The 26,064-nt window shown below is 63.6% G+C and carries 23 protein-coding genes; 16 read left to right on the top strand and 7 right to left on the bottom strand.

Going from position 1 to position 26,064, the window contains the following annotated elements; all coding sequences use genetic code 11:
* Positions 1 to 71: 71 nt before the first annotated feature.
* A complete protein-coding gene (locus OHL12_RS04995; protein WP_263412726.1) occupies positions 72 to 416 on the bottom strand; it encodes a VOC family protein in 345 nt (114 codons plus the stop codon).
* A 150-nt stretch (positions 417 to 566) separates the two neighbouring features.
* Here OHL12_RS04995 and OHL12_RS05000 point away from each other — a divergent pair, with 150 nt between their 5' ends.
* The 12 genes from OHL12_RS05000 (at position 567) to OHL12_RS05055 (ending at position 14,110) form a co-directional block, all read left to right on the top strand.
* Positions 567 to 872: a transcriptional regulator gene (locus tag OHL12_RS05000; protein WP_263412727.1), complete on the top strand. Its 306-nt coding sequence runs from the start codon at positions 567 to 569 to the stop codon at positions 870 to 872.
* On the top strand, positions 869 to 1,378 hold the full coding sequence (locus OHL12_RS05005; RefSeq protein ID WP_263412728.1) for an NADH-quinone oxidoreductase subunit NuoE family protein: 510 nt from the start codon (positions 869 to 871) through the stop codon (positions 1,376 to 1,378). Before OHL12_RS05000 ends, OHL12_RS05005 begins: the two co-directional genes overlap by 4 nt.
* Positions 1,378 to 2,700 carry an NADH-quinone oxidoreductase subunit NuoF gene (gene nuoF, locus OHL12_RS05010; protein ID WP_263412729.1) on the top strand — a complete coding sequence of 441 codons (1,323 nt, stop codon included), beginning with the start codon at positions 1,378 to 1,380 and terminating at the stop codon, positions 2,698 to 2,700. The genes OHL12_RS05005 and nuoF overlap by 1 nt, the downstream gene beginning before the upstream one ends.
* A 244-nt stretch (positions 2,701 to 2,944) precedes the next feature.
* The gene (locus tag OHL12_RS05015; protein ID WP_263412730.1) at positions 2,945 to 5,341 is read left to right on the top strand and encodes a molybdopterin-dependent oxidoreductase; all 2,397 of its coding nucleotides are present in this window, start codon (positions 2,945 to 2,947) and stop codon (positions 5,339 to 5,341) included.
* Positions 5,342 to 5,535: 194 nt separating this feature from the next.
* Positions 5,536 to 6,120: a hypothetical protein gene (locus tag OHL12_RS05020; RefSeq protein WP_263412731.1), complete on the top strand. Its 585-nt coding sequence runs from the start codon at positions 5,536 to 5,538 to the stop codon at positions 6,118 to 6,120.
* Positions 6,121 to 6,194: 74 nt separating this feature from the next.
* Complete coding sequence (nuoH, locus tag OHL12_RS05025; RefSeq protein WP_263412732.1) at positions 6,195 to 7,247, top strand: NADH-quinone oxidoreductase subunit NuoH; 1,053 nt, start codon at positions 6,195 to 6,197, stop codon at positions 7,245 to 7,247.
* 93 nt (positions 7,248 to 7,340) lie between these two features.
* Complete coding sequence (locus OHL12_RS05030) at positions 7,341 to 7,748, top strand: hypothetical protein (RefSeq protein WP_263412733.1); 408 nt, start codon at positions 7,341 to 7,343, stop codon at positions 7,746 to 7,748.
* Positions 7,749 to 7,831: 83 nt separating this feature from the next.
* Positions 7,832 to 8,341 (top strand): NADH-quinone oxidoreductase subunit J family protein, encoded by a 510-nt coding sequence (locus tag OHL12_RS05035; protein ID WP_263412734.1) that lies wholly within the window; start codon positions 7,832 to 7,834, stop codon positions 8,339 to 8,341.
* 121 nt (positions 8,342 to 8,462) lie between these two features.
* Positions 8,463 to 8,765 (top strand): NADH-quinone oxidoreductase subunit NuoK, encoded by a 303-nt coding sequence (gene nuoK / locus OHL12_RS05040; RefSeq protein WP_263412735.1) that lies wholly within the window; start codon positions 8,463 to 8,465, stop codon positions 8,763 to 8,765.
* Between the two features lie 21 nt (positions 8,766 to 8,786).
* A complete protein-coding gene (gene nuoL, locus OHL12_RS05045) occupies positions 8,787 to 10,850 on the top strand; it encodes an NADH-quinone oxidoreductase subunit L (protein WP_263412736.1) in 2,064 nt (687 codons plus the stop codon).
* An 18-nt stretch (positions 10,851 to 10,868) separates the two neighbouring features.
* Positions 10,869 to 12,512, top strand: a complete 1,644-nt coding sequence (locus OHL12_RS05050; RefSeq protein ID WP_263412737.1) for a complex I subunit 4 family protein — start codon at positions 10,869 to 10,871, stop codon at positions 12,510 to 12,512.
* A complete protein-coding gene (locus tag OHL12_RS05055) occupies positions 12,509 to 14,110 on the top strand; it encodes an NADH-quinone oxidoreductase subunit N (RefSeq protein ID WP_263412738.1) in 1,602 nt (533 codons plus the stop codon). Before OHL12_RS05050 ends, OHL12_RS05055 begins: the two co-directional genes overlap by 4 nt.
* Positions 14,111 to 14,628: 518 nt before the next feature.
* On the opposite strand, the gene OHL12_RS05060 is transcribed toward OHL12_RS05055, so the two are convergent.
* The 4 genes from OHL12_RS05060 to OHL12_RS05075 form a co-directional block, all read right to left on the bottom strand.
* Positions 14,629 to 14,934, bottom strand: coding sequence for an ATP synthase F0 subunit C (locus tag OHL12_RS05060; protein WP_263412739.1), 306 nt, complete (start codon positions 14,932 to 14,934; stop codon positions 14,629 to 14,631).
* 140 nt (positions 14,935 to 15,074) lie between these two features.
* The gene (gene atpB / locus OHL12_RS05065; RefSeq protein ID WP_263412740.1) at positions 15,075 to 15,806 is read right to left on the bottom strand and encodes a F0F1 ATP synthase subunit A; all 732 of its coding nucleotides are present in this window, start codon (positions 15,804 to 15,806) and stop codon (positions 15,075 to 15,077) included.
* Between the two features lie 23 nt (positions 15,807 to 15,829).
* Positions 15,830 to 16,360 (bottom strand): hypothetical protein, encoded by a 531-nt coding sequence (locus tag OHL12_RS05070; RefSeq protein WP_263412741.1) that lies wholly within the window; start codon positions 16,358 to 16,360, stop codon positions 15,830 to 15,832.
* The gene (locus tag OHL12_RS05075; RefSeq protein ID WP_263412742.1) at positions 16,357 to 16,599 is read right to left on the bottom strand and encodes an AtpZ/AtpI family protein; all 243 of its coding nucleotides are present in this window, start codon (positions 16,597 to 16,599) and stop codon (positions 16,357 to 16,359) included. The genes OHL12_RS05070 and OHL12_RS05075 overlap by 4 nt, the downstream gene beginning before the upstream one ends.
* Positions 16,600 to 16,825: 226 nt before the next feature.
* Here OHL12_RS05075 and OHL12_RS05080 point away from each other — a divergent pair, with 226 nt between their 5' ends.
* Together OHL12_RS05080 and OHL12_RS05085 are read left to right on the top strand one after the other, a co-directional pair.
* Complete coding sequence (locus OHL12_RS05080) at positions 16,826 to 18,460, top strand: lysine--tRNA ligase (protein WP_263412743.1); 1,635 nt, start codon at positions 16,826 to 16,828, stop codon at positions 18,458 to 18,460.
* Positions 18,461 to 18,467: 7 nt separating this feature from the next.
* Positions 18,468 to 18,986, top strand: coding sequence for a CAP domain-containing protein (locus tag OHL12_RS05085; RefSeq protein WP_263412744.1), 519 nt, complete (start codon positions 18,468 to 18,470; stop codon positions 18,984 to 18,986).
* On the opposite strand, the gene OHL12_RS05090 is transcribed toward OHL12_RS05085, so the two are convergent.
* A complete protein-coding gene (locus OHL12_RS05090) occupies positions 18,983 to 19,420 on the bottom strand; it encodes a hypothetical protein (protein ID WP_263412745.1) in 438 nt (145 codons plus the stop codon). The two genes, OHL12_RS05085 and OHL12_RS05090, sit on opposite strands and share 4 nt — an antisense overlap.
* Before the next feature lie 103 nt (positions 19,421 to 19,523).
* Here OHL12_RS05090 and OHL12_RS05095 point away from each other — a divergent pair, with 103 nt between their 5' ends.
* A complete protein-coding gene (locus OHL12_RS05095) occupies positions 19,524 to 20,318 on the top strand; it encodes a TIGR00282 family metallophosphoesterase (RefSeq protein WP_263412746.1) in 795 nt (264 codons plus the stop codon).
* Positions 20,319 to 20,392: 74 nt separating this feature from the next.
* Here OHL12_RS05095 and OHL12_RS05100 read toward each other — a convergent pair whose 3' ends face one another.
* On the bottom strand, positions 20,393 to 21,751 hold the full coding sequence (locus OHL12_RS05100) for a YfgM family protein (protein WP_263412747.1): 1,359 nt from the start codon (positions 21,749 to 21,751) through the stop codon (positions 20,393 to 20,395).
* 419 nt (positions 21,752 to 22,170) lie between these two features.
* Here OHL12_RS05100 and smc point away from each other — a divergent pair, with 419 nt between their 5' ends.
* The gene (gene smc / locus OHL12_RS05105; RefSeq protein ID WP_263412748.1) at positions 22,171 to 26,046 is read left to right on the top strand and encodes a chromosome segregation protein SMC; all 3,876 of its coding nucleotides are present in this window, start codon (positions 22,171 to 22,173) and stop codon (positions 26,044 to 26,046) included.
* Positions 26,047 to 26,064 lie beyond the last annotated feature (18 nt).

The raw sequence follows: 26,064 nt of genomic DNA on the forward strand, positions 1-26,064 counted from the left end.
AGCCGCACACCCAAAAAGAGAGCGGCGGAGCATGGCATCTGCTTCGCCGCCCTATGTTCCACCAGACCGCCTTACGCGCCCGGCTGCATCACTGCAAGCTCATTTCCGGCCGGGTCCGTAAAGTGGAATCGGCGTCCGCCCGGGTAGGCAAACGTGGGCACTGTGATCGTGCCGCCGGCCGCACGCACCTGCTCTTCCGCCGCGGCAATGTCGTCCGTCTCCACCATCGGCAGCGGAGCCTTGGATCGGCCATCCTCAGTGCCGTTGTACCCGATCTCCAGGCCGGACCCATGCACGGTCGCATACTCCGATCCCCAGTCCTGGTGCGTCCACCCAAAGACCTGCCCATAGAACGCCTTCAGCACCGCCGTGTCTTCGGTCGGCAGTTCCAGATACGTCACCTGATTCTTTGCCATGAGTCTCCTCCTGCGCTCGTTCGCGCGCTCTCGCAGGCCAGCCCCCATCCGCCGCGCGGCGAGGAGTTTCGCGCAGCAGGTAGACACGGCACAGTGCCGCATCGCGAGGAACACCGTGATCCTAACCGACCCATGCGGTAGCGTGAAGAGGTGAATCCGCACTCCGATCTGCTCCAGCGCGAGCTCTGGTCCTCCTGGGCTGGCGTCCTCCGTTCCTACGCCGCCGTCCACTCCCTCGGCCGCGATCAGCACGCCGTCGTCGAGGTCTCCGAAGCCGAAATCCTCCTCCGCTATGGCAGCCGCTGGATGCGCTTCACCCACGACCACATCACCAGCAGCCAAGGCGCGGAACACACCTTCGCTCTGACGGAAAACGGCCGGGCGCGCATCGACAACACCGAAGACGAGATGGACCTTTCCGCGGAACGCCTTGCTCGGGAGATAATCACTCTGTGAGCACAGTCGCAGAGAGCATCTTCTCGCCGGCAACCGCCGAGCGATTCGACAAACTCGTCACGATTTACCCGGTCAAGCGCTCCGCGCTGGTCCCCATGCTGCTCTACGCGCAGGACGACCTGGGTTACGTGACCGACGCCGCCGTTTCGGAAATCGCACAGCGCCTTGACCTTCTGGAACTCGACGTCCGCAACGTCCTCAGCTACTACTCCATGCTGCGCACCAAACCTGCCGGCAAGTTCAACGTCCAGGTCTGCACCAACATCTCCTGCATGATCGTCGGCGGCTACGACGTCCTCGACCACTGCAAGAAGCGCCTCGGCATCGGCCACAAGGAAGTCACCGCAGACGGCCAGTTCTCCCTCGAAGAGGTCGAGTGCATCGGCGCCTGCTGCTGGGCTCCCGCCATGCAGGTCAACTACGACTTCCACGAGAACCTGACGCCCGAAAAAGTCGACGCGATCCTGGATGACTACGCCGCCGGTCGCGGAAAGGATGTGAAGTAATGCCTACCCTCGTTTCGCATCCCGATGAAGTCAAGATCCTCTCGCGCCGCTTCGGCCAGGGCGCAGCCGAGCTCGATCGCTACCTCGAACTCGACGGCTACAAGGCCGCCCAGCTCGCCATCGACAACGGTCCCGAGTGGGTCATCAACGAGATGAAAGCCTCCGGCCTGCGTGGCCGCGGCGGCGCCGGCTTCCCCACCGGCATGAAGTGGTCGTTCGTTCCCAAGCAGAGCGAAAAGCCCAAGTACGTCCTCGTCAACGGCGACGAATCCGAACCCGGCACCTGCAAAGACCACGTCATCTTCCTGCACGACCCGCACGCCATCATCGAGGGCACCATGATCGCCGGCCTCGCCATCGGCGCCAAGATGGGCTTCATCTACCTGCGCGGCGAGTACCGCTATCTCCTCAAGATCGTCGAAAAGGCGGTCGCTGACGCCTACGCCAAGGGCATCCTCGGCAAGAACATCTTTGGCCGCGAAGGCATCGACTTCGACATCGTCACCCAGACCGGCGCGGGCGCCTACGAAGTAGGCGAAGAGTCGGCCCTCATGGAGTCGCTCGAGGGCAAGCGCGGCGTCCCCCGCATCAAGCCGCCGTTCCCCGCCGTCGTCGGCCTCTACGGCGGCCCCACCGTTATCAACAACGCCGAGACCATCGCCTCCGCCCCGCACATCCTGCTCATGGGCGGCGCCGAGTACGCCAAGATCGGCTCGGAGCGCAACGGCGGCACTCGCCTGTTCGGCATCAGCGGCATGGTCGAGCGCCCCGGCGTCTACGAGCTGCCCATGGGCTACAACCTGAAGAAGGCGATCTACGACGTCGCCGGCGGCGTCAAGGGCGGCAAGAAGCTCAAGGCCGTCGTGCCCGGCGGCTCGTCCTGCCCGGTGCTTACTGCTGACGAGCTCGACGTGGGTCTCGACTTCGACCAGATGGCCAAGGCCGGCACTATGCTCGGCTCCGGCGGCATCGTCGTGCTCGACGAAACCGTCAGCATGGTCGAGTTCGCCCTGCGGACCATCAAGTTCTACCAGCACGAATCCTGCGGCTGGTGCATCCCCTGCCGCGAAGGAACGGACTGGCTCAAGAAGACCCTGACCCGCTTCTACGACGGCGGCGGCAATGCCAAAGACATCAACAACATTCAGTACCTCGCCGAGAACATGATGGGCCGCACCTTCTGCCCGCTCGGCGACGCCGCTGCCATGCCCACCCTCGGCTTCATTAAGAAGTTTCGCCACGAATTCGAGGAGTACCTGCAAGGCAAGCGCACCGAAAAGCACTTCATCACCACCGACGAACTCGTCGGCGCGGCGCACTGATGAAGATCCTGCGGGGCATTCCAACTCTGGTTGCAATGCTCTGCCTTGTTTTAGTGCTGTGGTACCGACCGGCAGGCTACGGGATCATCGTTTTCGCCATCGTCGGCGCGTACGTTTTCGGCGGCACCATACTTTGGATCGTTTGGCATCGTGCCAAAAAGCAAAGAGAACTCCAGAAGCACGCTAGAACAGAGGGGCTCTAGCTGAAGCATTTCGCGATGCCTCTCAATTTAGGATGAACTCCATGCCAGACGTGACCTTCACCGTTGACGGCCAGCAGCTTACCGCACCCGCGGGCACGCTGCTCATCGATGCCTGCAAGGCCAATGGCATCCAGATACCCGCATTCTGCTACTACCCCGGCCTCTCGCTCCAGGCCGCGTGCCGCATGTGCGTCGTCCGCATTGAAAAGATGCCCAAGCTGCAGACCGCCTGCACCACCCCGGTCGCCGAGGGCATGATCGTCTCCACTGAAACGCCGGAGATCGCGCAGGCCCGCAAGTCCACCCTGCAGCTCCTGCTCGGCAATCACCCGCTCGACTGCCCCGTCTGTGACGCCGGCGGCCAGTGCGAACTGCAGGACATGACCTTTAAGTACGGCGCGGCGGACTCCTTCTACACCGAGCCGAAGAACCACCGCGAAGAGCAGCAGTGGTCGCCCACCGTCTACTTCGACCGCCCGCGCTGCATCCTCTGCTACCGCTGCGTCCGCATGTGCGGCGAAGGCATGGATGTCTACGCCCTCGGCATCCAGAACCGCGGCTCCTCCGCCGTCATCGCGCCCAACATCCCCGCCTCGCAGTCCGAAGACGGTCTGCAGCACCTCGACTGTGAAGAGTGCGGCATGTGCATCGACGTCTGCCCGGTCGGCGCTCTCACCTCGGACACCTACCGCTACAAGACCCGCCCGTGGGAGATGAACCACGTCGCCACCGTATGCACCCACTGCGGCGACGGCTGCAAGACCACGCTCGGCGTCCGCGCCACCACCGAAGGCACCGAGATCATGCGCGGCGACAACCGCGACAAGTCCGGCATCAACGGCGACTTCCTCTGCAACAAGGGCCGCTACGGCTTCGACTTCGCCAACCGCGAAGACCGCATCACCCAGCCCCTGCTCAAGCAGGCCGACGGCACCTTCAAGGCCGTCACCTGGGAAGAGGCGCTCACCTTCGCCGGCAAGCGTCTGCGTGAGATCCGCGACACCCGTGGCGGCAGCTCGATCGGCGTGCTCGGCGGCAACCGCCTCACCAACGAGGAAGCCTACCTCCTCCAGAAGTTCGCGCGCACGGTGCTCCACACCAACAACATCGACCACCACCGCACGGCCGACTACGTCACCTTCGCCGCCGCGCTCTCTGGCCACCGCGACCGCTTCGCCTCGCAGCACGACAACGAGAACGCGCCCGCCATCCTGCTCATCGGCGGCGACCCCACCCAGCAGAACCCGCTCACCGCGTGGAACCTCCGCAGCAACGTCCGCCTGAACCGCGCCCGTCTCTACGTCGCGAACCACGCGGAAATCAAGCTGCGCCGCCAAGCCAAGGCCTTCCTCCAGATCGCCCCGTTCGGCTACGGCGCCATCGCGAGCTACTTGGCAGGCGACGACAACGCCGCATCATCCGCCGCGCTCGACACGAACGCCCTCACCGGCTTCCGCGACGCCCTGCGCAACGAGCAGTCCCTCGTCATCCTCATCGGCAACGAACTCCGCGGTGCCGACCTCCGCCGCCTTATCGAGTTCGGCCTCACCCTGCCCAACACCAAGTTCGCCCTGCTGAACGACTACGCTAACGGACACGGCGCGGCGGACATGGGCCTGCTCCCAGACATGCTGCCCGGCTACGTCCCCGTCGCCGGCCAGCACGCCTACGCCTCCGAGTACGAGAACCTGCCCACCGAGCCCGGCCTCGATCTCGTGCAGATGTTCGACGCCGCCGAAGCCGGCAACCTCGCCGCCCTCTACGTCGTCAATGCCAACCCGGTCGCGCGCTACTCCGCCGACCCCGCCACCCTTAAGAACACGTTCCTCGTCGTGCACGACATGTTCCTCACCGAGACCGCGCGCCTCGCCGACGTCGTCCTTCCCTGCGCCAACCTCTACGAGAAGTCCGGTTCCGTCGTGAACAGCTACGGCGACCTCCAGCTCGTCAAGAAAGCCGCAGACAAAGCCGGCGTCCGCACCGACCTCGAGCTCCTCGTCCGCGTTGCCGACAAGATGGGTGCCAACATCCGCGCGCTCGTCCCCTTCGGCAAGTCGCAGCCGAACGGCATCCGCGCCGACGTCGGCCAGACCCGCGGCGCACAGACCGGCGAGGCCGACCGCCACGCCGTCTTCCTCACCGCCAACAACCTCGAACCGAAGCTCTCCCCCTTCGACCCGTTCGCCATTCTCGACGAGATCCAGCGCCTCGTCCCCGGCTACGACCTGCTCCGCCTGCAACTGCTCAGCGGCAACGACCAGCACCTCGCGCCCGCGGCACCCGCCGACCTCATCCAGATCGACACGCAGCGCCGCGACCTCGTCCTGCCCGCCAACGACAACCTGTTCACCAGCGGCACCCTCGGCCGCTTCTCGCCCAAGCTGGTCGAACTCCAGGACAAGTACAGCCACGAACCCATCGGCATTCCGGCCGACTGAGAGCAGACGTGAAGGCTCTCATCGCAGTACTGGTTTGCAGTTCGGCATGCGCGCAAGCGCAAATCTCAACCGCGGATGGATCCTTCCTCGACAGGGCCCGTCATGCTCAGGACGCTCCGTTCTCGCGAGGGCTGCAGTCGTTTACCTGTGCCGTTGCCTTCGATTGGCCACAGCACTTCCAGGAAGCGCCCCGCGTGGGCGACGAAGGATCGGATGAGCAGATTCGCACACTCATTCAGCCCATCAAGACAAAAGTGACCGTAAGCAGTCGTAGTGCTATACCCACCTCCAACCTGAGTGAGAGCGACGAACGGAACCTGCCCTACGGCGGTATGGCGGAAGGTCTGCTGAAGCACGCCGTCCAATTCAGCTTGAATCAGTGGCTTATGGCGGCAAACAATGGGCTGCTGCCACCCTCCGGAACAAACGCAACGGTAGGAAAAGGTACGAACGGCTTTCACTTGCATTTTGCGATGCAGGGCGCCCAGGCTGAAGCGCTGCTCACGACCGACCTCCGTCTGCAGCAAGTCAGTGCCGAAGGTGACGATACAGACCGACTCGAAACCAAATTTGCTGCGGGCCCCAACGGATACACGGTGACGTCCCTCGCCGTGGGAGAAGATGGCAGGTTCGCTCCGGGTAACCGCATCATCGCCACCTACACCTACCAGACTGTCAGCGGCTTTCAGCTTCCCGCGGATGTTGTGCTCAATCGCGAGAGTCACCACGAAGTCTGGCATTACAAGTTGACCGGCTGTTCTGTCACTTCTTCGAAGTGAGCCGCACAGCATAGTCGGTACTGAACATAACGTAAGCTGCTGATCGAGTGCGGTTCAGCGGTTAGGATGTTGATGTGACGCTCTCGCCAACTGCAATCTTTCTCCTGCTCACGCTCGTCAAGATCGCGGTCGTGCTCCTCATCACGCTCACCTCGGTCGCCTACACCGTGCTGCTCGAGCGCAAGGTCATCGCGCTAGCCCAGAACCGCTGGGGACCCAGCCGCACCGGCCCCTTCGGCCTGCTGCAGCCCTTGGCCGACGGCATCAAGCTTTTCCTCAAGGAAGACCTGATGCCCCTCGCCGTCGAGCGTCCGCTCTTCGTCATCGCACCCATGATCGCGCTGGCCTGCGCTCTCGTCTCCATCGCGGTCGTTCCCTTCGGCAAGCTCACCGTCTATCACGGCGTCGATCTCTTCCAGATCTCCGACGTCAACATCGGCCTGCTCGTCATCCTCGGCATCACGTCCATCGGCGTCTACGGCATCGCGCTCTCCGGCTGGTCCTCGAACAACAAGTACTCGTTGCTCGGCTCACTGCGTGCCTCGGCCCAGGTCATCAGCTACGAACTCGCACTCGGCCTCTCGCTGGTCGGCGTCGTCATGCGCGCCGGCTCGCTGCGCCTGCGCGATATCGTCACGTCCCAGGCGCACCACGGCCTGCTTTCCTGGAACATCTGGCCCCAGCTGCTCGGCTTCTTCATCTACCTGATGGCCGCCTACGCCGAGACCAACCGCGCTCCCTTCGACCTTCCCGAAGCCGAATCCGAGCTTGTCGCCGGCTACCACACCGAGTACTCCTCGATGAAGTTCGCCATGTTCTTCATGGCGGAATACGCCAACATGATCACGGTCTCCTGCGTGGCCACGCTGCTCTTCTTCGGCGGCGCATCCTCCCCGCTCGGCCACCTGCTGCCCGACAACTTCGGCGGCCCGATCCTGTCGGTCATCTTCCCGGTTCTCTGGTTCGTCGCCAAGGTCTTCGCCTTCCTCTTCCTCTACATCTGGGTGCGCTCCACGCTGCCCCGCTTCCGCTACGACCAGCTCATGAGCTTCGGCTGGAAGTTCCTCCTTCCGCTCGCCATGGTCAACATCGTCGCCACCGCCCTCGTCCTCGCCTTCCGCAGCTAGCACCGCCGAAGCAGGCGCAATGAGATGTCGGGTGCGATCTTGAGAGCGCAAGTACGCGAGCGTGGAGCGTCGGAGAGAAGCATAGAAACGCCTATGCCCTCATGGGTCAAGAACGTTGCTGCGATCTTCGGGATGACGCTCATGAGTTGCCTACTCAACGGCTGTCTCGAATCCGAATTCGACTTGGCTGATGCATCCAAGCTTCCAAAAGCTCTGGCGCTCCCGACCGGTCAAGCCCGCGCAAACTACCGGGTAAGGCTTCGGTTCTACTCAACGTATGGGTACGACGCGACGTTTGCCCTAATTGATTCAAGCGGGCATACCGTTCGTGAAGTCAGAGGCAAGACCGTCGGCTCATGTGCGGACAGCTCCTCATGTCGAATTACTACCGAAGACGGCGAGACAGAAGTTCTAAAACTCAGACCCTACGAGCAACACGCCGGCATGGAGAAGAATCGCAGACCGGTCGCGCTCTTCGAATTCATAGGCGAGAAGCCCTGACTCGGGTCAGACACAACGCGCGATACAATCAGCAGTGTTCCCTAAGCTGTAACCTGCAACACCTGTAAGGACTTGCCCGGACGATGCAACTAGCCCTGTTCCTCATCTTCGCCGTGCTATGCGTTCTCGGAGCGCTGAACCTGCTCTTTCAGCGGCACCCGATCAATTCCGCGCTCTCGCTGGTCGTCGTTATGATGTCGCTCGCCGTCATCTATTGGACGCTCGGCGCCGAGTTCCTCGCCGCCGCCCAGGTCATCGTCTACTCCGGCGCAATCATGGTGCTCTTCACCTTCGTCATCATGCTTCTGAACGCCGGAGAAGAGGTCCGCACCCGCGGCTCAAGGGCCGCCTACCTGGCCGGCATCCCAGGCGTCGTCGGCGTCCTCGCCCTGCTCACCTTCATCTTCCTGCGTGAGAAGAGCGCCCTCGGCAACGCCGTCATCGGCGGCGGCATGAATCCCAACGGCGAGTCCAACATCACCGCCATCAGCCGCATCCTCTTCACCGACCTCCTGCTTCCCTTCGAAGTCACTTCGATCCTCATCCTCGTCGCGATCCTCGGCGCTGTCGTCCTCGCCCGGAAGGAGAACTAGACCGGATGCACTTCACCCAGCAGAGCCTCATTCTCTTCGCCGCCGTCCTCGCCCTCCTTGCCATCGGACTCGGCATCTACTCCGCCAATCGGCCGAAAGGAAAGTAGCCGCGAGGCACACCATGGTTCCCATCGCCTACTACCTCATCCTCGCCGCGGTGCTGTTCTCCATCGGCATCGGCGCGTTCCTCATCAAGCGCAACATCATCACCGTCTTCATGTCGATTGAGCTCATGCTCAACGCGGTGAACCTCACCTTTGTTGCCTTTGCCCACATGCGCCACGCGCTCCAGGGCCAGCTCTTCGTCTTCTTCGTCATGGTCGTCGCCGCGGCCGAAGCCGCCGTCGGCCTCGCCATCATCATCGCCGTCTTCCGCTCGCGCCAGACCCTCGACGTCGACCAGATCAACCTGATGAAGAACTAACGGGAGCAGACGAACACACCCATGAATCCCGAACACCTCCTCTGGTTCATCCCGCTTCTGCCCTTCGCCGGCTTCGTGCTCAACGGCCTCATCGGCCGCCGCCTGCCGCGCACCGGCGTTGCTGCGATCGCGCTGCTCTTCTCTGCGCTACCGGCACTGCTTGTCGCTGACCTGTGGCAGCACATGCTTTCCACCGGCACGCTCGCCATTACGGCGAACTCCGCCCCGTGGATCCAGGTCACCGGCTTCGTCGTCCGCTTCGCCTTCACGGTCGACCACCTCACGCTCATCATGCTGTCGATCATCACGGGCGTGGGCTTCCTCATCCACCTCTATTCGGTCGGCTACATGGCAGAGGACCAGGGCTACTGGCGCTTCTTCGCCTACCTCAACCTGTTCCTCTTCTTCATGCTCGTTCTGGTCCTCGCCCAGAACTTCCTCCTGCTCTTTGTGGGCTGGGAGGGCGTGGGTCTCGCCTCGTACCTGTTGATCGGCTTCTACTGGCAGAAGCCCGCCGCCAACGCCGCCGCGCGCAAGGCCTTCGTCGTCAACCGCGTCGGCGACTTCGGCTTCCTGCTCGCCATGTTCCTCCTCATCCGGAACTTCGGCACGCTCGACTTCACGGGCATCTTCTCCAACATCTCCGCGCACCCCGGCATGCAGGGCGGCATCCTCACAGCCATCGCTTTGCTCCTCGTCGTCGGCGCCGCCGGCAAGTCCGCCCAGATCCCGCTCTACGTCTGGCTGCCGGATGCCATGGAAGGCCCCACCCCGGTCTCCGCACTGATCCACGCCGCCACCATGGTCACCGCGGGCATCTACCTGGTCGCCCGCGCCCACGTCCTCTTCGACCGCTCGCCCTTTACCCTCGGCGTCATCGCGATCATCGGCGCAGCCACCGCGCTCTTCGCCGCCACCATCGGCATGGTGCAGCACGACATCAAGCGCGTCCTCGCCTACTCCACCATCTCGCAGCTCGGTTACATGTTCCTCGGCTGCGGCGTGGCCGCCTACTCCGCCGCCGTCTTCCACCTCATGACGCACGCCTTCTTCAAGGCGCTGCTCTTCCTCGCCGCCGGTTCCGTCATCCACGCCCTCTCCGGCGAGCAGGACATGCGCGCCATGGGCGGCCTTCGCAAGCGCATCCCGACCACCTTCTGGACCATGACTGCCGGCGTCATCGCCATCGCGGGCATCCCGCCCTTCTCCGGCTTCTTCTCCAAGGACGAGATTCTCTACCGCGTCTGGGACAGCTCCATCAACCCCGGCCTGAGCAAGCTGCTCTGGGCCGTGGGCCTCGTCACCGCCGGCCTCACGTCCTTCTACATGTTCCGGCTCTGGTTCAAAACCTTCTTCGGCGCCGAGCGCTTTGACGAGCACGCCCTCGGCGCCACTTCACACGCCGCCCACGCTCCGCATGCCCACACCGCCGGCACCAACGCGCACGCCGCCGAAGACGAACACGACGAAGGCCAGGCACACTCCCACGGTGTCCACGAGTCGCCCTGGGTCATGCTCGGCCCGCTCGTCATCCTTGCCGTCCTGTCCGTCGTCGGCGGATGGGTCGGCGTACCGCAGGCGCTCGCCGGCTCCAATCACTTCGAGCACTTCCTCGACCCCGTCTTCGCAGCCACTACGCACGCTGAAAACGCCATCAACGCCGACCAGGTCTCGCACGGCCTCGAGCGCGGTCTCGCCGTCGTCAGCGTTCTGGTCGCCCTCTTCGGCTGGTTCGTCGCCGACCTCTTCTACCGCCAGCGCCCCGGCACCCTTGGCGCCCGCGCAGCCGGCACGCCGCTCTACCGCCTCGTCGCCCACAAGTACTACATCGACGAGCTCTACAACGGCCTCATCGTCCTGCCGATCGCCGGCCTCACCCGGCTCGTCCTCGGTGGCCTCATCGAGGGCGGCATCGTCAACGGCTCCGGCAAGCTCGCCGCCTTTGCCACTCAGGCCGCCAGCTCCGGCACCCGGCGCATGCAGTCCGGCAACATCCGTTCCTATGCCGGCTGGCTCGCCGCTGGCGCCGCCATCGTCATCCTCGTCATGACCTACACCGTCCTCGCCCACACGGCCATACGCTAAAGAAAGGACCGAGCTTTCATGCATTCCTTCGACCACTCGATCCTCTCGCTCATCATCTTCACGCCACTCGTCGGCGCGCTGATCCTCGCGCTTCTGCCCGACCGCGGCAAGCTCCAGCCCGCCGCTGCGCTGGTCGTCACGCTGGTCACCTTCGTCCTCACGCTGCACCTTCCCGCGAACTTCAACGGCACGGACGTCAGCCGCACCTTCGGCTCGCAGCAGACCTTCCGCTTCGTGCAGGACGTCCTCTGGATTCCGCAGCCCGCCATCCACTACCACCTCGGCGTCGACGGCCTCGGCATGTGGCTCGTCGTCCTCTCCGGCTTCCTCGCACCGCTCGGCGTCCTCGCCTCCTGGAACGCCATCAGCGGCCGCCGCAAGCTCTTCTACACGCTCTTCCTGCTCCAGCAGGTCGCAATGCTCGGCGTCTTCGTCTCGCTCGACCTGTTCCTCTACTACGCCTTCTGGGAACTGTCGCTCGTGCCGATGACCATCCTCATCGCCACCTTCGGCCGCACCGAGAACCGCCGCCGCGCCGGCATCAAGTTCTTTCTCTACGCCTTCATTCCCTCGGCACTCCTGCTCGTCGGCATGCTCTGGCTCTACGTCCAGACCGGCACCTTCCAACTGCCCGACCTCGCCGCCCTCGCCGCCACTCACGCCATCCCGGGCTCGTCGCACGCGCTCTGGCTCTGCTCGCTTGCCTTCCTGGTCGCCTTCGCCGTGAAGGTCCCGGTTTTCCCGCTCCATGGCTGGATGATCGACGCCTTCGCCGAAGCTCCCACCGCCGCCGTCATGGTGCTCGCCGGCAAGCTGGGCCTCTACTCGATCCTTCGCTTCTCCTTCGGCATCTTCCCGGAGCAGTCGCGCCACGTCGCTCCTCTGCTCATCGTCCTCGGCGCCATCGGCATCGTCTACGGCGCCTGCCTCGCCCTCGTGCAGGACGACCTCAAGCGCCTCGCCAGCTTCTCCACACTCGGCCACCTCAGCTTCTGCGTTCTCGGCATCTTCACCTTCACCGTCAACGGCCTCGACGGCGGCATGTACCAGATCCTGAACCACGGCATCTCGGGCGGCGCGCTCTTCCTGCTCATGGGCATGCTCTACGAGCGCTATCGCACCTACGACATGCGCGACCTCGGCGGCCTCTCCGGCAAGCTGCCCTGGATGGTCACCCTCTTCGTCATCACGGCCCTGTCCAACGTCGGCCTGCCCGCGCTTAACAGCTTCGTCGGCGAGTTCCTCATCCTCAGCGGCACCGCGCAGACCGCGCTCTCGCACCACAACATGCTCTGGACGACTATCGCCACCACCGGCGTCATCTTCTCCGCCGCGTACCTGCTCACCATGATCCAGCGCGTCTTCTACGCCGACCTTGGCAACATCTCCGCCGAGCGCAAGGGCTGGGACCTGACCGCCCGCGAGCACCTCGCGCTCTGGCCGATGGTCGCCCTCTTCGTCATCATGGGCGTCGCATCTCCCTATTTCACGCGCCAACTTGATCCGCTCGGAACAACCTACGCCAACGTGCCCGCGCGCTTCGACGCCGATCAGACCCACGCTGCCCTGACCAAGGCGGGTCCTGCCTGCCCGACTCCGGCCGCCATACAGGCCCAAATCGTCGCGGCAAACACCAAGGTCATGGAGGCCGCCACTCGATGAACAGCCCCAACCTCCTCGCGCTTCTCCCCGAGTACATCCTTACTCTGGCCGGCATCGCCATCATGCTGCTTGAACCGGTTCTGCCGGCCGGCAGCAGCCGTAAGCCTCTCGGCTGGCTCGCCTTGCTCGGCACCATTGCGGCAGGAGTCGCGAGTTTCGTCCAACTCGGTCACGGCACAATCGTCGCCTTCGCAAACACGATCCAGGTCGACAGCTACTCGGTCTTCTTCCAGGTCCTCATCGCCGCTATCGTGGCAGTCACCCTGCTCTCCTCGCTCGACTACTTCCAGGGCAACGCGGGTCACGCTGGCGAATACTTCGCGCTCACCTGCTTCGGCGCCGTTGGCATGATGCTCATGGCCTGCTCGACCGAGCTGCTCATGGTCTTCATCGGGCTTGAGATCTCGTCCATCTCCACCTACATCATGGCTGGCTTCCGCAAGACGCAGGCCGCCGCCAGCGAAAGCTCCATCAAGTATTTCCTGCTGGGCTCCTTCGCCACTGCATTCTTCCTGTACGGCATCGCCCTAACCTTCGGTGCCACCGGCTCGACCAACCTGCGCGTCATCGCTCCGGCTCTGGCCACCACGACCACGCCGCTGCTGGCTCTGCTCGCAATCGCCATGATCGTCATCGGCATCGGCTTCAAGGTCTCCGCGGCCCCGTTCCATGTCTGGACACCCGACGTCTACCAGGGCGCTCCGCCGCCGGTCGTCGGCCTTATGTCCACCGCTCCCAAGGCCGCAGCCTTCGCCGTCCTTCTTCGCATCCTCTTCGGTGGCTTCCCGCTCTATCAGTCCAAGTGGTCTTGGCTGCTCTGGGGCATCGCCGCTCTCTCCATGACCATCGGCAACCTCGGCGCCCTGCTGCAGCGCGACGTCAAGCGCATGCTCGCCTACTCGTCGATTGCGCACGCCGGTTACCTGCTGGTCGCCTTCACGGCCTTCCCGCAGGACGGCATCGCCGCTGCCGCCTTCTACACCGCCGCGTATGCCGCCATGAACGTCGGCGCCTTCGTCGTCATCTCGCTCGTCTCGGGCTACCGCGAACGCCTCCGCACCGGCGAGGACTACACCGGCCTCGCCGTCCAGCACCCCGTGCTCGCCGCCGCGTTCAGCTTTTTCCTGCTCTCGATGATCGGCATCCCGTTCACCGGCGGCTTCTTCGGCAAGTTCTACGTCTTCGCCGGAGCCCTGCACGCCGGGCACGTCTGGCTCGCCGTCATCGGCCTGCTCAACTCCGGCATCGCCTGCTTCTACTACCTGCGCCTCATCGCCCGCGTCTACTCCGTCCCGACCGGCTACTCCGCTCCGCTCGCCATCGACTTCGACCCGGTCGGCTCGACCAACCCGATGCTGAACCCGGTGGCCATTGCGAACGGTTCGGCGGCCGCCGAGCCCACTTCCGCCGCTGCCATTCCGGCCTATTTCGGCCTGGCCGTCTGCGTTCTGGCTACCCTGCTCCTCGGCATCCTCCCTGGCCACGTCCTCACCTTTATCCAGGGCAGCACCGGTCTCGGCAACCCGACCCACACCGTCGCCACGAAGAGCTGCTGCCCACCGCGCAGCACAGCCGCCACAGAACTGGCCAGCAAGTAAGCCTCACCCGGACCACCCGCGGCCCCACTCAGCATCTGAGTGGGGCCGAACCTTTTAAGTGAGTGCCACCCGCTCGGTAGACAGTGACTGTTGCTAGATCGGGCACCAGTAACGCTCTCCACCTCTAAGGGTGACCCACACGTAGGAACTACACGCCGGCCGTCGAGCGTTGACGCGCGATTCAGTCCCACGGAAGCTGTCAAGCCTTCTGAACACCTAAGGCCAGTGCCTACAGCCACTTAGGCTTGGCATACAATTACAGCGAGCTAGCTACAATAGAGATAGGACCTCTCCAAACCAGTCGATCCATCCTAATTACCCCGCTCGCCTACAGACTCGCTCGTAAATTGCTGACGGGCAGGAACTTACACGTAAGTTCTATTCACAGAAGAACTTACACGGCATAGCCCTCCGAAACTGCGAAGAATGAAGAACTTGCCTCAGAGGCGGGGTGGGGTATCTAGCCGCAAAGCAAAAGGCCCTCACCGAAGCGAGGGCCTTGCACGTGCGTACCCGAACTACGAGAGTTTCAGGAAGATGATGACGAAGGTGAACAGAGCCAGCGACTCGATAAACGCCAGACCCAGAATCAGGAAGGTGAAGATGCCAGGACGCGCACCCGGATTGCGCGCCAGCGCCTCCGCGGCCGAAGCCGTCGCCTTGCCCTGACCCAGACCGCACAGGCCGGCCGCAATGGCCATGCCGATGCCGGCGCCCAGGTAGAGGTAACCCTTGGAAGCCGCACCAGCAGCCTCCTGCGCAAACGCCGGAACTGCCATCAGCAGAACCGCCATCACCGTAAACATGTACTTCATCATCTTCATAGTCGAACTCCGCCTTCAAAGTTCCCGGCCAGTGGGTGGTTGAGGATCACCGTGCTGTCCCCCTCACGCTGCACTCGGGTCGAACCCGGCTGTGGCGAAGGCATCTCCACAGCCGTCAAAGTCAAGTTCTGCACCGCAGTCTAGTGGTCGTGCGAAACGGCCAGGCTCAGGTAAATCGCCGCCAGCAGCATGAACACGTACGCCTGCACCAGCGACACCGCAAGGTGCAAACCCATAAAGATCAGCGGAATGCCAACCGGAACCAGCGAGAAGAACGCGAGCGTGACCAGGTCGCCGGCGAACATGTTCGCGTACAAACGGACCGTCAGCGAGAGCACACGCGCGCAGTGCGAGATCAATTCGATCGGCAGCATCAGCCAGCTGATCGCCCACACCGGCCCTAGAAACTGCTTGATGTAGCCCACGCCGTTCGCCCGGACACCGTGGTAGTGGTAGTACAAGAACGTGCACAGCGCCAAACCCAGCGGAACCACAGGCGTCGCGGTCGGCGATTCGAAGCCCGGAACCAGGCCGAGCAGGTTCATCGCCAGGATGAACAGCCCGAGCACACTCAGATAGGTGACGAACCGCTCGTAACCGTGCCCGATGATGCTCTCGCCCTGGCCGGAGACAAACTCGTGCACCAGCTCTGCCGAGTGCTGAACGGCGCTTGGCTTTTCCACGCTGAGCGAAATGCGAACGGCCACAAAGTACAGCAGCAGCAGCACAAACACCAGCAACTCCATGGCGAAGCCATTGCTGATGGGGGCCGCTGGATCGGCAACATGAATGTGCAGCGCACGCAGCACGCCGTCTGCCGGCGAGGCAAACAGGTGGTTCAACAAACGGGTAAAAACTAGCTGTTCCGGCATGGTCTGATCTTGGTCTGCCCCGGCTAGATTGTGCCGCTGCGCAACAGCCGAAGACCCTCAATCAGAAGCGCAAGAACGCTCATCGCGAGTCCGGCCGCAAGTGCGAGCACACTTCCGTGCAGATACCTAAGGCTAGCATAGAGAACCGCGATCACCACACCCAGGCGTACGATGAAACCGGCAACCGCGAAGCCGATCGACGGCGCTTTGCGGTCTTCCAGCGGAACCGGTTGAGGCAGGGAGGCCTGCACCGCATCCTGTGCATCCATGCGGTGCAGCAGGGCCGTCATCAATCGGCGCCATTCGTACAAGCCGCTTGCGGAGATGCCCGCACCGACCAGCAACAGGCACGCCGACTGCCACCCGCGCAGGTACCACGCCACCGGAGCGCCGAGGGCAGCAAAGGCCAGCACCAGCCACACAGCTCGCTGCAAACTTGCCGCTGCCTGCGCCTGGGTATACGGCGTCGGTGGAACGGTTGCGACGATCTCCTCGTCGGGTACCTGCATCGGCTCATCCCACAGGTTGCGCTTCTGGTCCCCATCGTCGATCATTCGTCGCTGCTCTTCATGTACCTGCTGGCAACCGTAAAGATCTGGATAAATCCGCCCACCGCGCCCAGCAGGATGCCGACCACGCCGATCCAGTTCTGGTGAAACTTGCCGTCCAGCCAGTGCCCGACGAGCCAGCCAATCAGGCAGCCCGCGGGCAGGCCGATCGCCAGCTGAATCATCGACTCGGCTTTCACGAGATCGCCAAGGGTCCCCTTCGGTTTGCCGGGAGTGCTATCCATCGTTCCTTATCGTATCGTTCCGCGATCCCCGACCGGCATTTTCGATTGCCCGGCTGATGCGCTGAACTGCCCAGATGAAGAGACCAACTGGCAAAAGCCATCCAAACAGAAGCATCACGTGAACCGGTTGCAACAACTCGCCCATGGAGTCCCCTTCGCGCTTCCACTCTACTCCGGAGACGAACTTTATACTTGCCTCTGACACACGCAAAGTGAGGCACCCACGTTGTTTGCATCCGAGTTCGAAGAGCGGCTCTTTGAAGAGCGCAAAGAGAAGCTGAAGAAGATCGCCGCACTCGGCGCACAGGACGGCCTGAGCGAGCTGGCCGCGACCTACCCGAACCAGTTCAAACTCGAGCCGGAGGGCGGCGTTCCCTCAATTCGTGCGCAGTTCGACGATGCCTCTGCGGAGACGCTCGAAGCGGATCGCCCGCACGTCGCCCTCGCGGGACGTTTGATGGCTCACCGTCGCCAGGGCAAGGCGGGTTTCGCGGTACTGCAGAACAACGGCCGCCGCCTTCAGATCTATGTTCGCCAGGACGCCGTGGGCGAGCGCGCCTTTGAGCTCTACAAGCTGCTCGACCTGGGCGATCACGTTGGCGTAAGCGGGTATCTGTTCCGCACCAAGACCGGCGAACTCACCATCCACGCCGAGACGCTCACCTTTCTCGCCAAGGCCATGATCCCGCTGCCGGACAAGTTCCATGGTCTGCAGGACATTGAGCTTCGCTACCGCCAGCGCTACCTCGACCTCTTCACCGATGAGGGTGAGGAGGCGGCAGCTCCCTCCGCCGAGGAGGCAGCCGCCGACAGCGACAACCCGGAGGCAATCGCCGTCGCCACGGCCGGCATGAAGAGGCTGCCCGCCCGCGAAGTTTTCGTGAAGCGCGCGCAGGTATTGCGCGCCTTGCGCACGTTCTTCGACAGCCGCGGCTACCTGGAAGTGGAAACGCCGATGATGCAGCCCATCGCGGGCGGCGCGGCGGCACGGCCTTTCGTCACGCACCACAACACCATGGACATGGAGTTGTACCTGCGCATCGCGCCGGAGCTCTATCTGAAGCGGCTGGTGGTCGGCGGCCTGGACCGCGTGTACGAGATCAATCGCAACTTCCGCAACGAGGGGATCAGCACCCAGCACAACCCCGAGTTCACGATGCTGGAGTTCTACCAGGCCTACGCGAACTACTGGGACATGATGGACCTGACGGAAGAGTTGATCACCTTTGTCGCGAACGAGGTGAATGGAACGACGGTAGTCGACTTCCCCCTGCCGAAGGGCCCGCGCGCAGGCGAGATGGTGCAGATCGATCTTGGCAAATGGCAGCGCCTGAGCATGGTCGAGGCGATCCGGAAGTTCTCACCTCAAGGTGAGGCTCAGGAGATACCGAGGGACGGCAAGGCTATCGCCGAACTCTTCGAAAACGTTGCCGAGCACCACCTGATCCAGCCGACGATCATCTACGACTTCCCTCTTGCCGTATCGCCCCTCAGCAAGGTGAAGCCGGACGAGCCCGAGTGGGTGGAGCGCTTCGAGTTCTACATTGGCGGTTTCGAGGTCGGCAACGCGTTCAGCGAGCTGAACGACCCCGAGGACCAGCGCCGCCGCTTTGAAGCGCAGCTTGGCGAGCGCGAGCGCGGCGACGACGAGGCGCACCAGATGGACGCCGACTACGTCCGCGCTCTGGCCTACGGCCTGCCGCCCACCGGCGGCGAGGGCATTGGCATCGACCGGCTCACCATGCTCCTCACCGGCTCCCGTTCCATCCGCGACGTCATCCTCTTCCCGCTACTGCGGCCGGCGAAGAAGCCCGTGCTGGAGGCCTCAGACGAAAAATCTTCAGACAGCCCCGAAGCATAATCCTGAAATGCGGGTTCTAACCGGCATCATGCGTTCCCTGCCCCTCCGCGCTCTGCGGCGGACTGCCTGCTTCGCGGCAGCGGCCCTGCTGCCCGTGTCGGCCCGCCCGCAGATGCCGACGTACCGCGTGCTGCCTCGCATCACCATCGCGGAGCAGTACCTGCTGCGCAGCATCAACGCCGAGCGCGCCGCGGTTGGTCTGCGACCCGTTCATTTCAGCTTGGAGTTGCAGGATGCAGCGCACCGCCATGCCCTGCTTATGGCTCGCACCAACTCGCTCGAGCATCAGTTGCGCGGCGAACCCGACCTCCTGCACCGTGGCATCAGCGCCGGCGCGCGCTTCTATCGCATCACGGAAAACATTGGCGTGGGCCCGTCGATCCTCGACATGCACGTAGCGCTGATGCATTCGCCGCACCACCGTGAAAACATCCTGGACGACCAGGTCAGCGCCATCGGCATCTCGGTAATCCAGGTGCGCGGCTATTTCTGGGCTGTAGAAGACTTCAGCGACACGGCCGGCTAGGCGGTCCCCTCGGGAATTGCTGCATTCGGAAGCTGAGACATCCGCTCCATCATGGCCCGGCCACGCACCATCGCTTCTTCCCGCGACCGTCCGTGCACCAGCAGGCCGGCTGGGTCCATCAGCTCGGCTGTCCAGCCATGGCGATCCTCTCGCAGGGTCATGCCCGGCTCGAACGCCTCGTTCTTGTCTTCGAACGTATGCAGAACTTTGCCGACACTTTCCTGCGCCTCATTTAGTGCGAAGACTTCAAGACCACGGACTCGGCTACTCGCCGCATATTGGGCCTGCACCATGGCGTCCAGCAGGCGCTCCACCTCACGCTCGTCCGCACCCGCATCACCGGCGATCGCTGCTGCGGATTGCGGCATCCCGCGACGGTCTACGAGTACCCCCACGACCTTGCGCTTCAGATTGAAGTCGTGGAGAAGACCCATGGAACAGCTAGATGCAGACGCGGATCAGAACGCCGTGCGCTCTACGGCTAGAAACGGCATTGGCGCTTGCTGACAGATGTTCCGGGCTGCAACACTGGCGGATGTGAACATTCTTTTTGTTGGCGATGTCTTCGGATCCGCCGGGCGCGCCATTGTCGCCGAACATATCGGCCATGTGTTGGAATCCAACGCCGTCGACCTTTGCATCATGAACGGCGAAAACGCAGCAGGCGGCTTCGGCATCACGCCCGCGATCGCCGGCGACCTGTTCGACTTGGGTGCTGACGTGATCACCACTGGCAACCACTTCTGGGACAAGAAAGAACTGCTGGACTGGATCAAGGTGCCAGCCGACTCGCACGATCGTCCGCGCCGGATCATCCGGCCAGCAAATTTTGCGCCAGCCACCCCTGGCTTCGGGGTGTACGAAGGCACACTGCCCACCGGCCAGACCTACGCTGTCATCAACCTGCAGGGCCGCGTCTTCATGCAGCAGAACGATGATCCGTTCCGGAAGGCGGACGAACTGCTGAGATCGATTGCGGCCAAGGTCATCTTCGTTGACTTTCACGCCGAGGCCACCAGCGAAAAGGTCGCACTTGGATGGTACCTGGACGGCCGCGTGACTGCGGTTCTGTGCACGCATACCCACATCCCGACGGCCGACGAACGCATCCTGCCGGACGGCACGGCTTACCAGACGGACGTAGGCATGAGTGGCCCTTACGACTCGGTGATCGGCGTGGAACGCGATGCCGTGATCGAAAAGTTCCTGACAGGGCAGCCGCGCAAGTTTGAGGCGGCCAAGGGCAATCCCAAGATGTGCGCGACGTTGATCGAATGTGACGGCGGCACCGGGCGAGCGTCGCATGTGCGCCGGATCATGCTGGGCGAGTAGCCTCTGCCGCTGCAAGAGGCGCGGAAAAGGGCGGCCATGGCGGCCGCCCCCTTTCTGTGTTGCGCCGATCTGACCTAGCGGCGGCGGGTGGGTGTCGCGCGGCGTGCCGGAGCGGTACGGGCGGGTGCCTTCGCCTGGATCTCGCCACCGGTCATCTTCACCAGCAGCGGCTGCTGCGTGTAGCTGTCGAACGTGCCGACTACGTCTACCGTCGCGTCAACCGCCGGTGTCGTCTTCGGAGCCTCCTTCAACGTCACTTCCACGTCGGCCGTCTTCGGGTTTGCCGCCTTGGCATCGTCGGTCACGGCCAGCTTCAGGTCTGTTCCGTCGATCGAGACAACAACGCCCGAGAGGCGAGCTTCCTTGCCCTTGATCGGCGTGAACTCCTGCTCCGCCTGATCGGCGGTGCCGTTTTGGATGACAAACATACGGTCAGCCAGGTTGGTCTTTGCCAAAGTCGGATCGTCCTGCTTGTCTGAAGCCAGAACCTGCGTCGCCTGATCGGCCGGCGTTGGCGCAGGCTTGATCGAGGTCTTCAGGGTGTCCGGCATACTTACGCTCGCCGCAGCGGCCGTCTTCACCGCGTCATAACCATCGTCGCCACCGTGGTACTTCTTGTAGCAATACGTGGCAACGGGCTGGAACTGCGCCTTGAACTGGTCCGGCGCGTAGGTCACGGCGCGGGTCGCGTAAAAGGTGCAGCTCAGGTAATCGGGCGGCGTGGACTGGTAGTAGGCCGTGCCCAAGTAATAGGTGTCCTGCAGGATCGGACCCGGCTGCTTGGTCTGGTCTTCCGGAACCGCCTTCAACTCGGAGGTGTACGCGGAGATGGCGGCCGGGTAGTCCTTCTTGCCCAGCGCGTCGATGCCGATGGCACTGTAGAAGATGGGCGCCAACTGCTTGGTTACGGTATCCCACTGACCCTGGTCCATCGCCGCCGGCTTGGTTGCGGCGAGACCGCGCGTGGCATAGCCGGCAGCCTTGTCATAGGCCGACTGGCGCGCCGCGGCGTCAGAGGACTGATCACCCTGCGTCTTTGCGGCCGAAGTGGCGATGAACAGACCCTGGATGCTGTTCGGGTCGGCCTGCAGCAGGCGGTCTGCCGCATCGGCGGCTTTGGCCCAGTTCTGCTGGCTGTAGTAGGCCACGGCGAGCTGCTGCAGCACGGCGCTCTTCACGCTGCTCTGCGGGAACTGCTGAAGAAAGGCTTCTGCTGCCGCCGCTTTACCGGCCGGATCGGCTGCCGTTGTCACCTTGTTGTACGCGTCAAATTCCGGCGGCGACAGCTGGACCTGGCCACCCGCGGCTGCCTGACCACCTGCTGCTGCTTGGCCGCCTGCGGCCGGCTGAGCCGCCGCCTGCGCTGCTGCCGAGTACGGTGCAGCCGCAATGGCTGCGGCCGCGAGCATCGAGGCGAAAATTGCCTTCTTCATCGAACACTCCCTGTGTGGTTCTAAATCGACTGGTCCCAAGAGAGACTCTGGCACTGCAAATACAGCGATACGATGCAAGCACTGTAACAGGTGTCGCTCGGCAGCGAATAACGGACCGATCTGCCGCGGAGCACCTGCGCCGGCTTCGAACGGTAAACGAGCGCCTACTGCGCCACCCCGCCCACGCCGTGCTGCTTTGGACGCCGCTCGGGGACAAACGTGTGCCTGCGCTCGCGGAGGTTAAAGTGACCCTTGCACGCCACGCCTTGCGGTTCCGGACTGCTTATCCACAACAGATTGCGAGTACATTGCTTGATTCCGGCGGGAATGCCCTCTAGCCTGAATACATCCCGGCCGGTCCAACGGTGCGGGCGTCAGTCGCGCAACGCGGTTGTGCGGTTTTCGTGGAGGTCTCGACCTTGCTCAAGCTCAAACGCGTTCAGATTCTTGGGTTCAAATCGTTTTGTGACCGCACCGACATGCAGCTTTCCGGCAACGGAATCGCCGCTGTGGTGGGACCGAACGGCTGTGGCAAGTCGAACATCTCCGACGCGATCACCTGGGTGCTGGGCGAGCAGTCGGCGAAGAGCCTCCGCGGAATCAAGATGGAAGACGTCATATTTGCGGGCACGCGGGACCGCAAACCAACCGGCATGGCGGAAGTTTCGCTGACGCTGGTCGACCCGGAGGTTTACGACGGGCACGACCTGAACGAGCCGGTTGCGATTGACACGGCGTCGGTGGCCGACTGGGACGAAGCCGCCGAACGCCGTGCCGCCGCTGAGGCGACCGAGGCTGCCGTTGCAGAAGCGCAGCCCGGTCCACTTCAGCCTGAAGAAGAGGCTGAGGAGATCTTGGGCGAGGACGCCGCGGCTGCACCGGGCGAAGAAAACGCCCCCGCAGACGGTGCCCAGGCCGGTACGCAGACACAACCCGGCGTTGTGCTGAAGATGCGTCGGCGCAAGTTCAACCGCGCCCCGGTGCGCGCAGGCGAAATCACCGTGACGCGGCGCCTGTTCCGCTCCGGCGACTCCGAATACCTGCTGAACGGCAAGCTCTGCCGTCTTCGCGACATCCAGGACATCTTCTTCGGCACGGGGCTGTCCGGTGAAAATTACGCCATCATCGGGCAGGAGCGCATCGGCCAACTGCTCAGCTCGAAGCCTCTGGATCGCCGCTCGATCATCGAGGAGGCTGCCGGCATCACCCGCTTCAAGACCAAGAAGCGCCTTGCCGAGCTGCGCCTGGAAGCTGCCAAGCAGAACCTCTCCCGCGTGGACGACATCTTCGACGAGGTCACGCGACAGATGGCGTCGCTGAAGCGCCAGGCGGCCAAAGCCGAGCGCTACGGTGAGCTGCGCGACGAGTTGCGCGGCAAACTGCGCATCGTCCTGCGCAGCCGGCTGCTGCAGATGGATGGTGAGCAACAGATTGCCACCGCCGCCGTGACCGATCTGACCACCAGGATCGACGCGCACGCTGGCACGCTGGAGTCGCTGGACGCCGAGCACGCGGCAGGCGTGGCGCGCGGATACGAACTCGATGAGGAGCTGCGCGCTGCGAATGGACGCGTGAACGAAACGCGCGTCGAAATCGAACGCGCCACCGCGCGCATGCATTCGAACACCGACCGAGTGCAAGACCTGGCCGCGCGCCTGGCCAGCGGCGCCGATGAACTGCAGCAGGTGAAGCACCACCTGGAAGCGCTCCGTGCCGATCGGGACGGTTTGCAGCTCTTTCTGGAAACCGCCACGGCAGACACTGCTGCTGCGCGCGACGCGGCCCAGGCCAAGCAGCGCGAGGCCTCTGAGTCCGCGGCGCAGGTGAACAACGCCGACCGCGAAGCACAGCAGGGCCGCCAGCAGAGTATGCAACTGGTGCAGCGCATCAGCCAGGTGCACCGCGAGGAGGCGCAAGCGACCGAGTCTCTGGCCGGTCTGGATCGCGAGGCGCAGCGACTGCAAACGGAGAGCCAGACGGCGCGCCAGGAGCTGGAAGCGCTCGGAAAGCAGCGCGGCCAGGTCTCGATCACGTTCGAAGGTGTAACCGATCGCCTGAAGCGCCTAGAGGCCGAGATCGCGCAATTGCGTCTTGACCTGGAAGCGCGCCGCCGTGAAGAGATGGAGACGCGCCGCCGCGGCGACCATCTGCGCGCCGAGGCCGCGACGCTGCTGGGCCGCAAGAACTCGCTGGAGTCGCTCATCCGCGACCACAGCTACTCCACGGAAACGGTACGCAAGATCTTCAAGGCGAACCAGGCGAACGCGGGTGTGGCCCCGGTCGGAACGCTTGCCGACTTCCTGGAAGTCGATGATCAGTACGGTGCCGTTGTCGACGAGTTCCTGCGCGAAGAGCTGAACTACATCGTGGTGAAGAGCTGGGACGCCGCCGACCACGGCATCGGCATGCTCAAGGGCAACGTAGACGGCCGCGCAACCTTCCTCGTTCACGAAGAGAACCCCCAGACCGGGTTCCCGTTCGCCGCAGGCATGGAAAGCCGATCGCACAACGTGGATCGCGTGCAGCCGCTGAAGAACTGCATCCGCGTTTTGAACGGCTTCGGTCGATCACTTGAGGTTGTGCTGCCCAAGCTGCGCGAAGGCTACATCGCGCCGGACAGCAACACCGCCCGTTCGCTCGCGATGGAGAACCCAGAGGCGTTCTTCCTTTCACCAAGTGGTGAGACGTTTCACAACCTGACCGTGACCGGCGGCAAGGCACGTAGCGAAGGTCCGCTTGCCTTGAAGCGCGAGCTGCGCGACATCCAGGCGAAGCTCGAGCACGTACAGCAGGAATTGAGCAACACCGAGCTTTCGGTTGGCGGCTTGACGAAGCAGATTCAGGAGCATCAACACGCTCTGGAATCCAAGCAGAACGAGCGTCGCGACGCTGAGCGTGAAGCCGCCAACAGTGGCGCTGCCCTGCGCCAGATGGAATCGGAAGCGGCCCGCATCGAGCGCCGCCTGACCGACTGGCAACTGCACTCAGAGCGCAACCGCGACGCCCGCGCGCAAAAGCAGGACCTGATCGAGCGCAAGCAGGCCGAGGCGGCGCAACTGACCGCCGAGCGCGAGGCCATCGAGGCTCGCGTGAACGAGGCCGTCTTGCGCGTAGACGATCTGCGCCGCAAGCGCGAAGAGGTGCAGGCCGCTGCCGCCGCCGCTGCCGCCGCATTGGCTGGCCTGGAAGAGCGCCGCCGTAACGCCTCCGCCAACTTCGAGCAGAACCAGCGCATGCAGAACACCCAGCAGCAGCGCCAGATGCAGCTTGAGTCGCAGATCGCGGCGAACACGGCCGAGCGCGCGCGTCGCGAAGAGGAGAACGTGCAACTCGCGGCGCAGCACACCGAGCTGACCGCCGCCCGCGAGCAGGCCGCCGCTGACGTGCAGCGCTTGACGGCCGAGGCGTCGGCTCTGCGAGCGTCGCTTGCAGAAAAGAACACCGCCCTGCGCACCCTGCGCGGCGAAGTCGAGACTCTGCGCGAACAGCGCAGCGGCCTGCAGCAGAAGATCGCCAAGCTGACCAGCGACATCGAGCACCTGGAAGCGCAGACCCTCGAAGACTTGAGCCTCGAGGCGGCTGCCCTGCGTGCAGACGAAGCCGTGCAGCGCATCGACGATGCAACCACACTCGCCGCAGCGGAGCAGGAGACCCGGACCCTTAAAGGCAAGCTGGAAGCGATGGGTCCGGTCAACATGATGGCGCTGGAAGAATTTGCCGAAGCGCAACAGCGCCACGGTTTCCTCGAAACCCAGCGCAAGGACCTGCTCGACTCCATCGGCAACACGCAGGCGTCGATCAAGGAGATCGACGAGATCAGCAAGGCCAAGTTCGACGAGGCCTTCGAGATCATCAACAAGAACTTCGCAGACACGTTCGTGAAGCTCTTCGGCGGCGGTCAAGCGTTCATGAAGCTGACCGACGAGGCAAACTCCGCCGAAAGCGGCATCGACCTGGTCGCGTCACCGCCGGGCAAAAAGCTGCAGAACGTTCTCCTGCTCTCCGGTGGCGAAAAGGCGCTCACTGCACTTTCGCTCCTCGTCGGCATCTTCGAATTCCAGCCCAGCCCGTTCTGCGTGCTGGACGAAGTGGACGCCCCGCTGGACGAGGCCAACGTGGGCCGCTTTGCGCGCCTGATTCACGAGATGAGCAAGAACACGCAGTTTGTCGTCATCACGCACCACAAGCGCACCATGAGCGAGGCCGACGTGATCTACGGCGTGACCATGCAAGAGCCAGGCGTGAGCAAGATCGTCAGCGTGAACCTGAACCGGGCTGAACGCCGCGTCGCGTAAGCCGCATCGTTGGTAACC

The sequence above is a fragment of the Terriglobus aquaticus genome (genome assembly GCF_025685415.1).
Taxonomy (GTDB): Bacteria; Acidobacteriota; Terriglobia; order Terriglobales; family Acidobacteriaceae; genus Terriglobus; species Terriglobus aquaticus.

Excerpts from the sequence above, each read along its gene's own strand:
- OHL12_RS05060 (WP_263412739.1), bottom strand. The coding sequence starts at position 14,934 with ATGAAGATGATGAAGTACATGTTTACGGTGATGGCGGTTCTGCTGATG.
- OHL12_RS04995 (WP_263412726.1), bottom strand. The coding sequence starts at position 416 with ATGGCAAAGAATCAGGTGACGTATCTGGAACTGCCGACCGAAGACACG.
- nuoF (WP_263412729.1), top strand. The coding sequence starts at position 1,378 with ATGCCTACCCTCGTTTCGCATCCCGATGAAGTCAAGATCCTCTCGCGC.
- OHL12_RS05090 (WP_263412745.1), bottom strand. The coding sequence starts at position 19,420 with ATGGGTCTTCTCCACGACTTCAATCTGAAGCGCAAGGTCGTGGGGGTA.
- OHL12_RS05055 (WP_263412738.1), top strand. The coding sequence starts at position 12,509 with ATGAACAGCCCCAACCTCCTCGCGCTTCTCCCCGAGTACATCCTTACT.
- OHL12_RS05070 (WP_263412741.1), bottom strand. The coding sequence starts at position 16,360 with ATGATCGACGATGGGGACCAGAAGCGCAACCTGTGGGATGAGCCGATG.
- atpB (WP_263412740.1), bottom strand. The coding sequence starts at position 15,806 with ATGCCGGAACAGCTAGTTTTTACCCGTTTGTTGAACCACCTGTTTGCC.
- nuoL (WP_263412736.1), top strand. The coding sequence starts at position 8,787 with ATGAATCCCGAACACCTCCTCTGGTTCATCCCGCTTCTGCCCTTCGCC.
- OHL12_RS05030 (WP_263412733.1), top strand. The coding sequence starts at position 7,341 with ATGCCCTCATGGGTCAAGAACGTTGCTGCGATCTTCGGGATGACGCTC.
- OHL12_RS05015 (WP_263412730.1), top strand. The coding sequence starts at position 2,945 with ATGCCAGACGTGACCTTCACCGTTGACGGCCAGCAGCTTACCGCACCC.
- OHL12_RS05100 (WP_263412747.1), bottom strand. The coding sequence starts at position 21,751 with ATGAAGAAGGCAATTTTCGCCTCGATGCTCGCGGCCGCAGCCATTGCG.
- nuoK (WP_263412735.1), top strand. The coding sequence starts at position 8,463 with ATGGTTCCCATCGCCTACTACCTCATCCTCGCCGCGGTGCTGTTCTCC.
- OHL12_RS05085 (WP_263412744.1), top strand. The coding sequence starts at position 18,468 with ATGCGGGTTCTAACCGGCATCATGCGTTCCCTGCCCCTCCGCGCTCTG.
- OHL12_RS05035 (WP_263412734.1), top strand. The coding sequence starts at position 7,832 with ATGCAACTAGCCCTGTTCCTCATCTTCGCCGTGCTATGCGTTCTCGGA.
- OHL12_RS05050 (WP_263412737.1), top strand. The coding sequence starts at position 10,869 with ATGCATTCCTTCGACCACTCGATCCTCTCGCTCATCATCTTCACGCCA.
- OHL12_RS05075 (WP_263412742.1), bottom strand. The coding sequence starts at position 16,599 with ATGGATAGCACTCCCGGCAAACCGAAGGGGACCCTTGGCGATCTCGTG.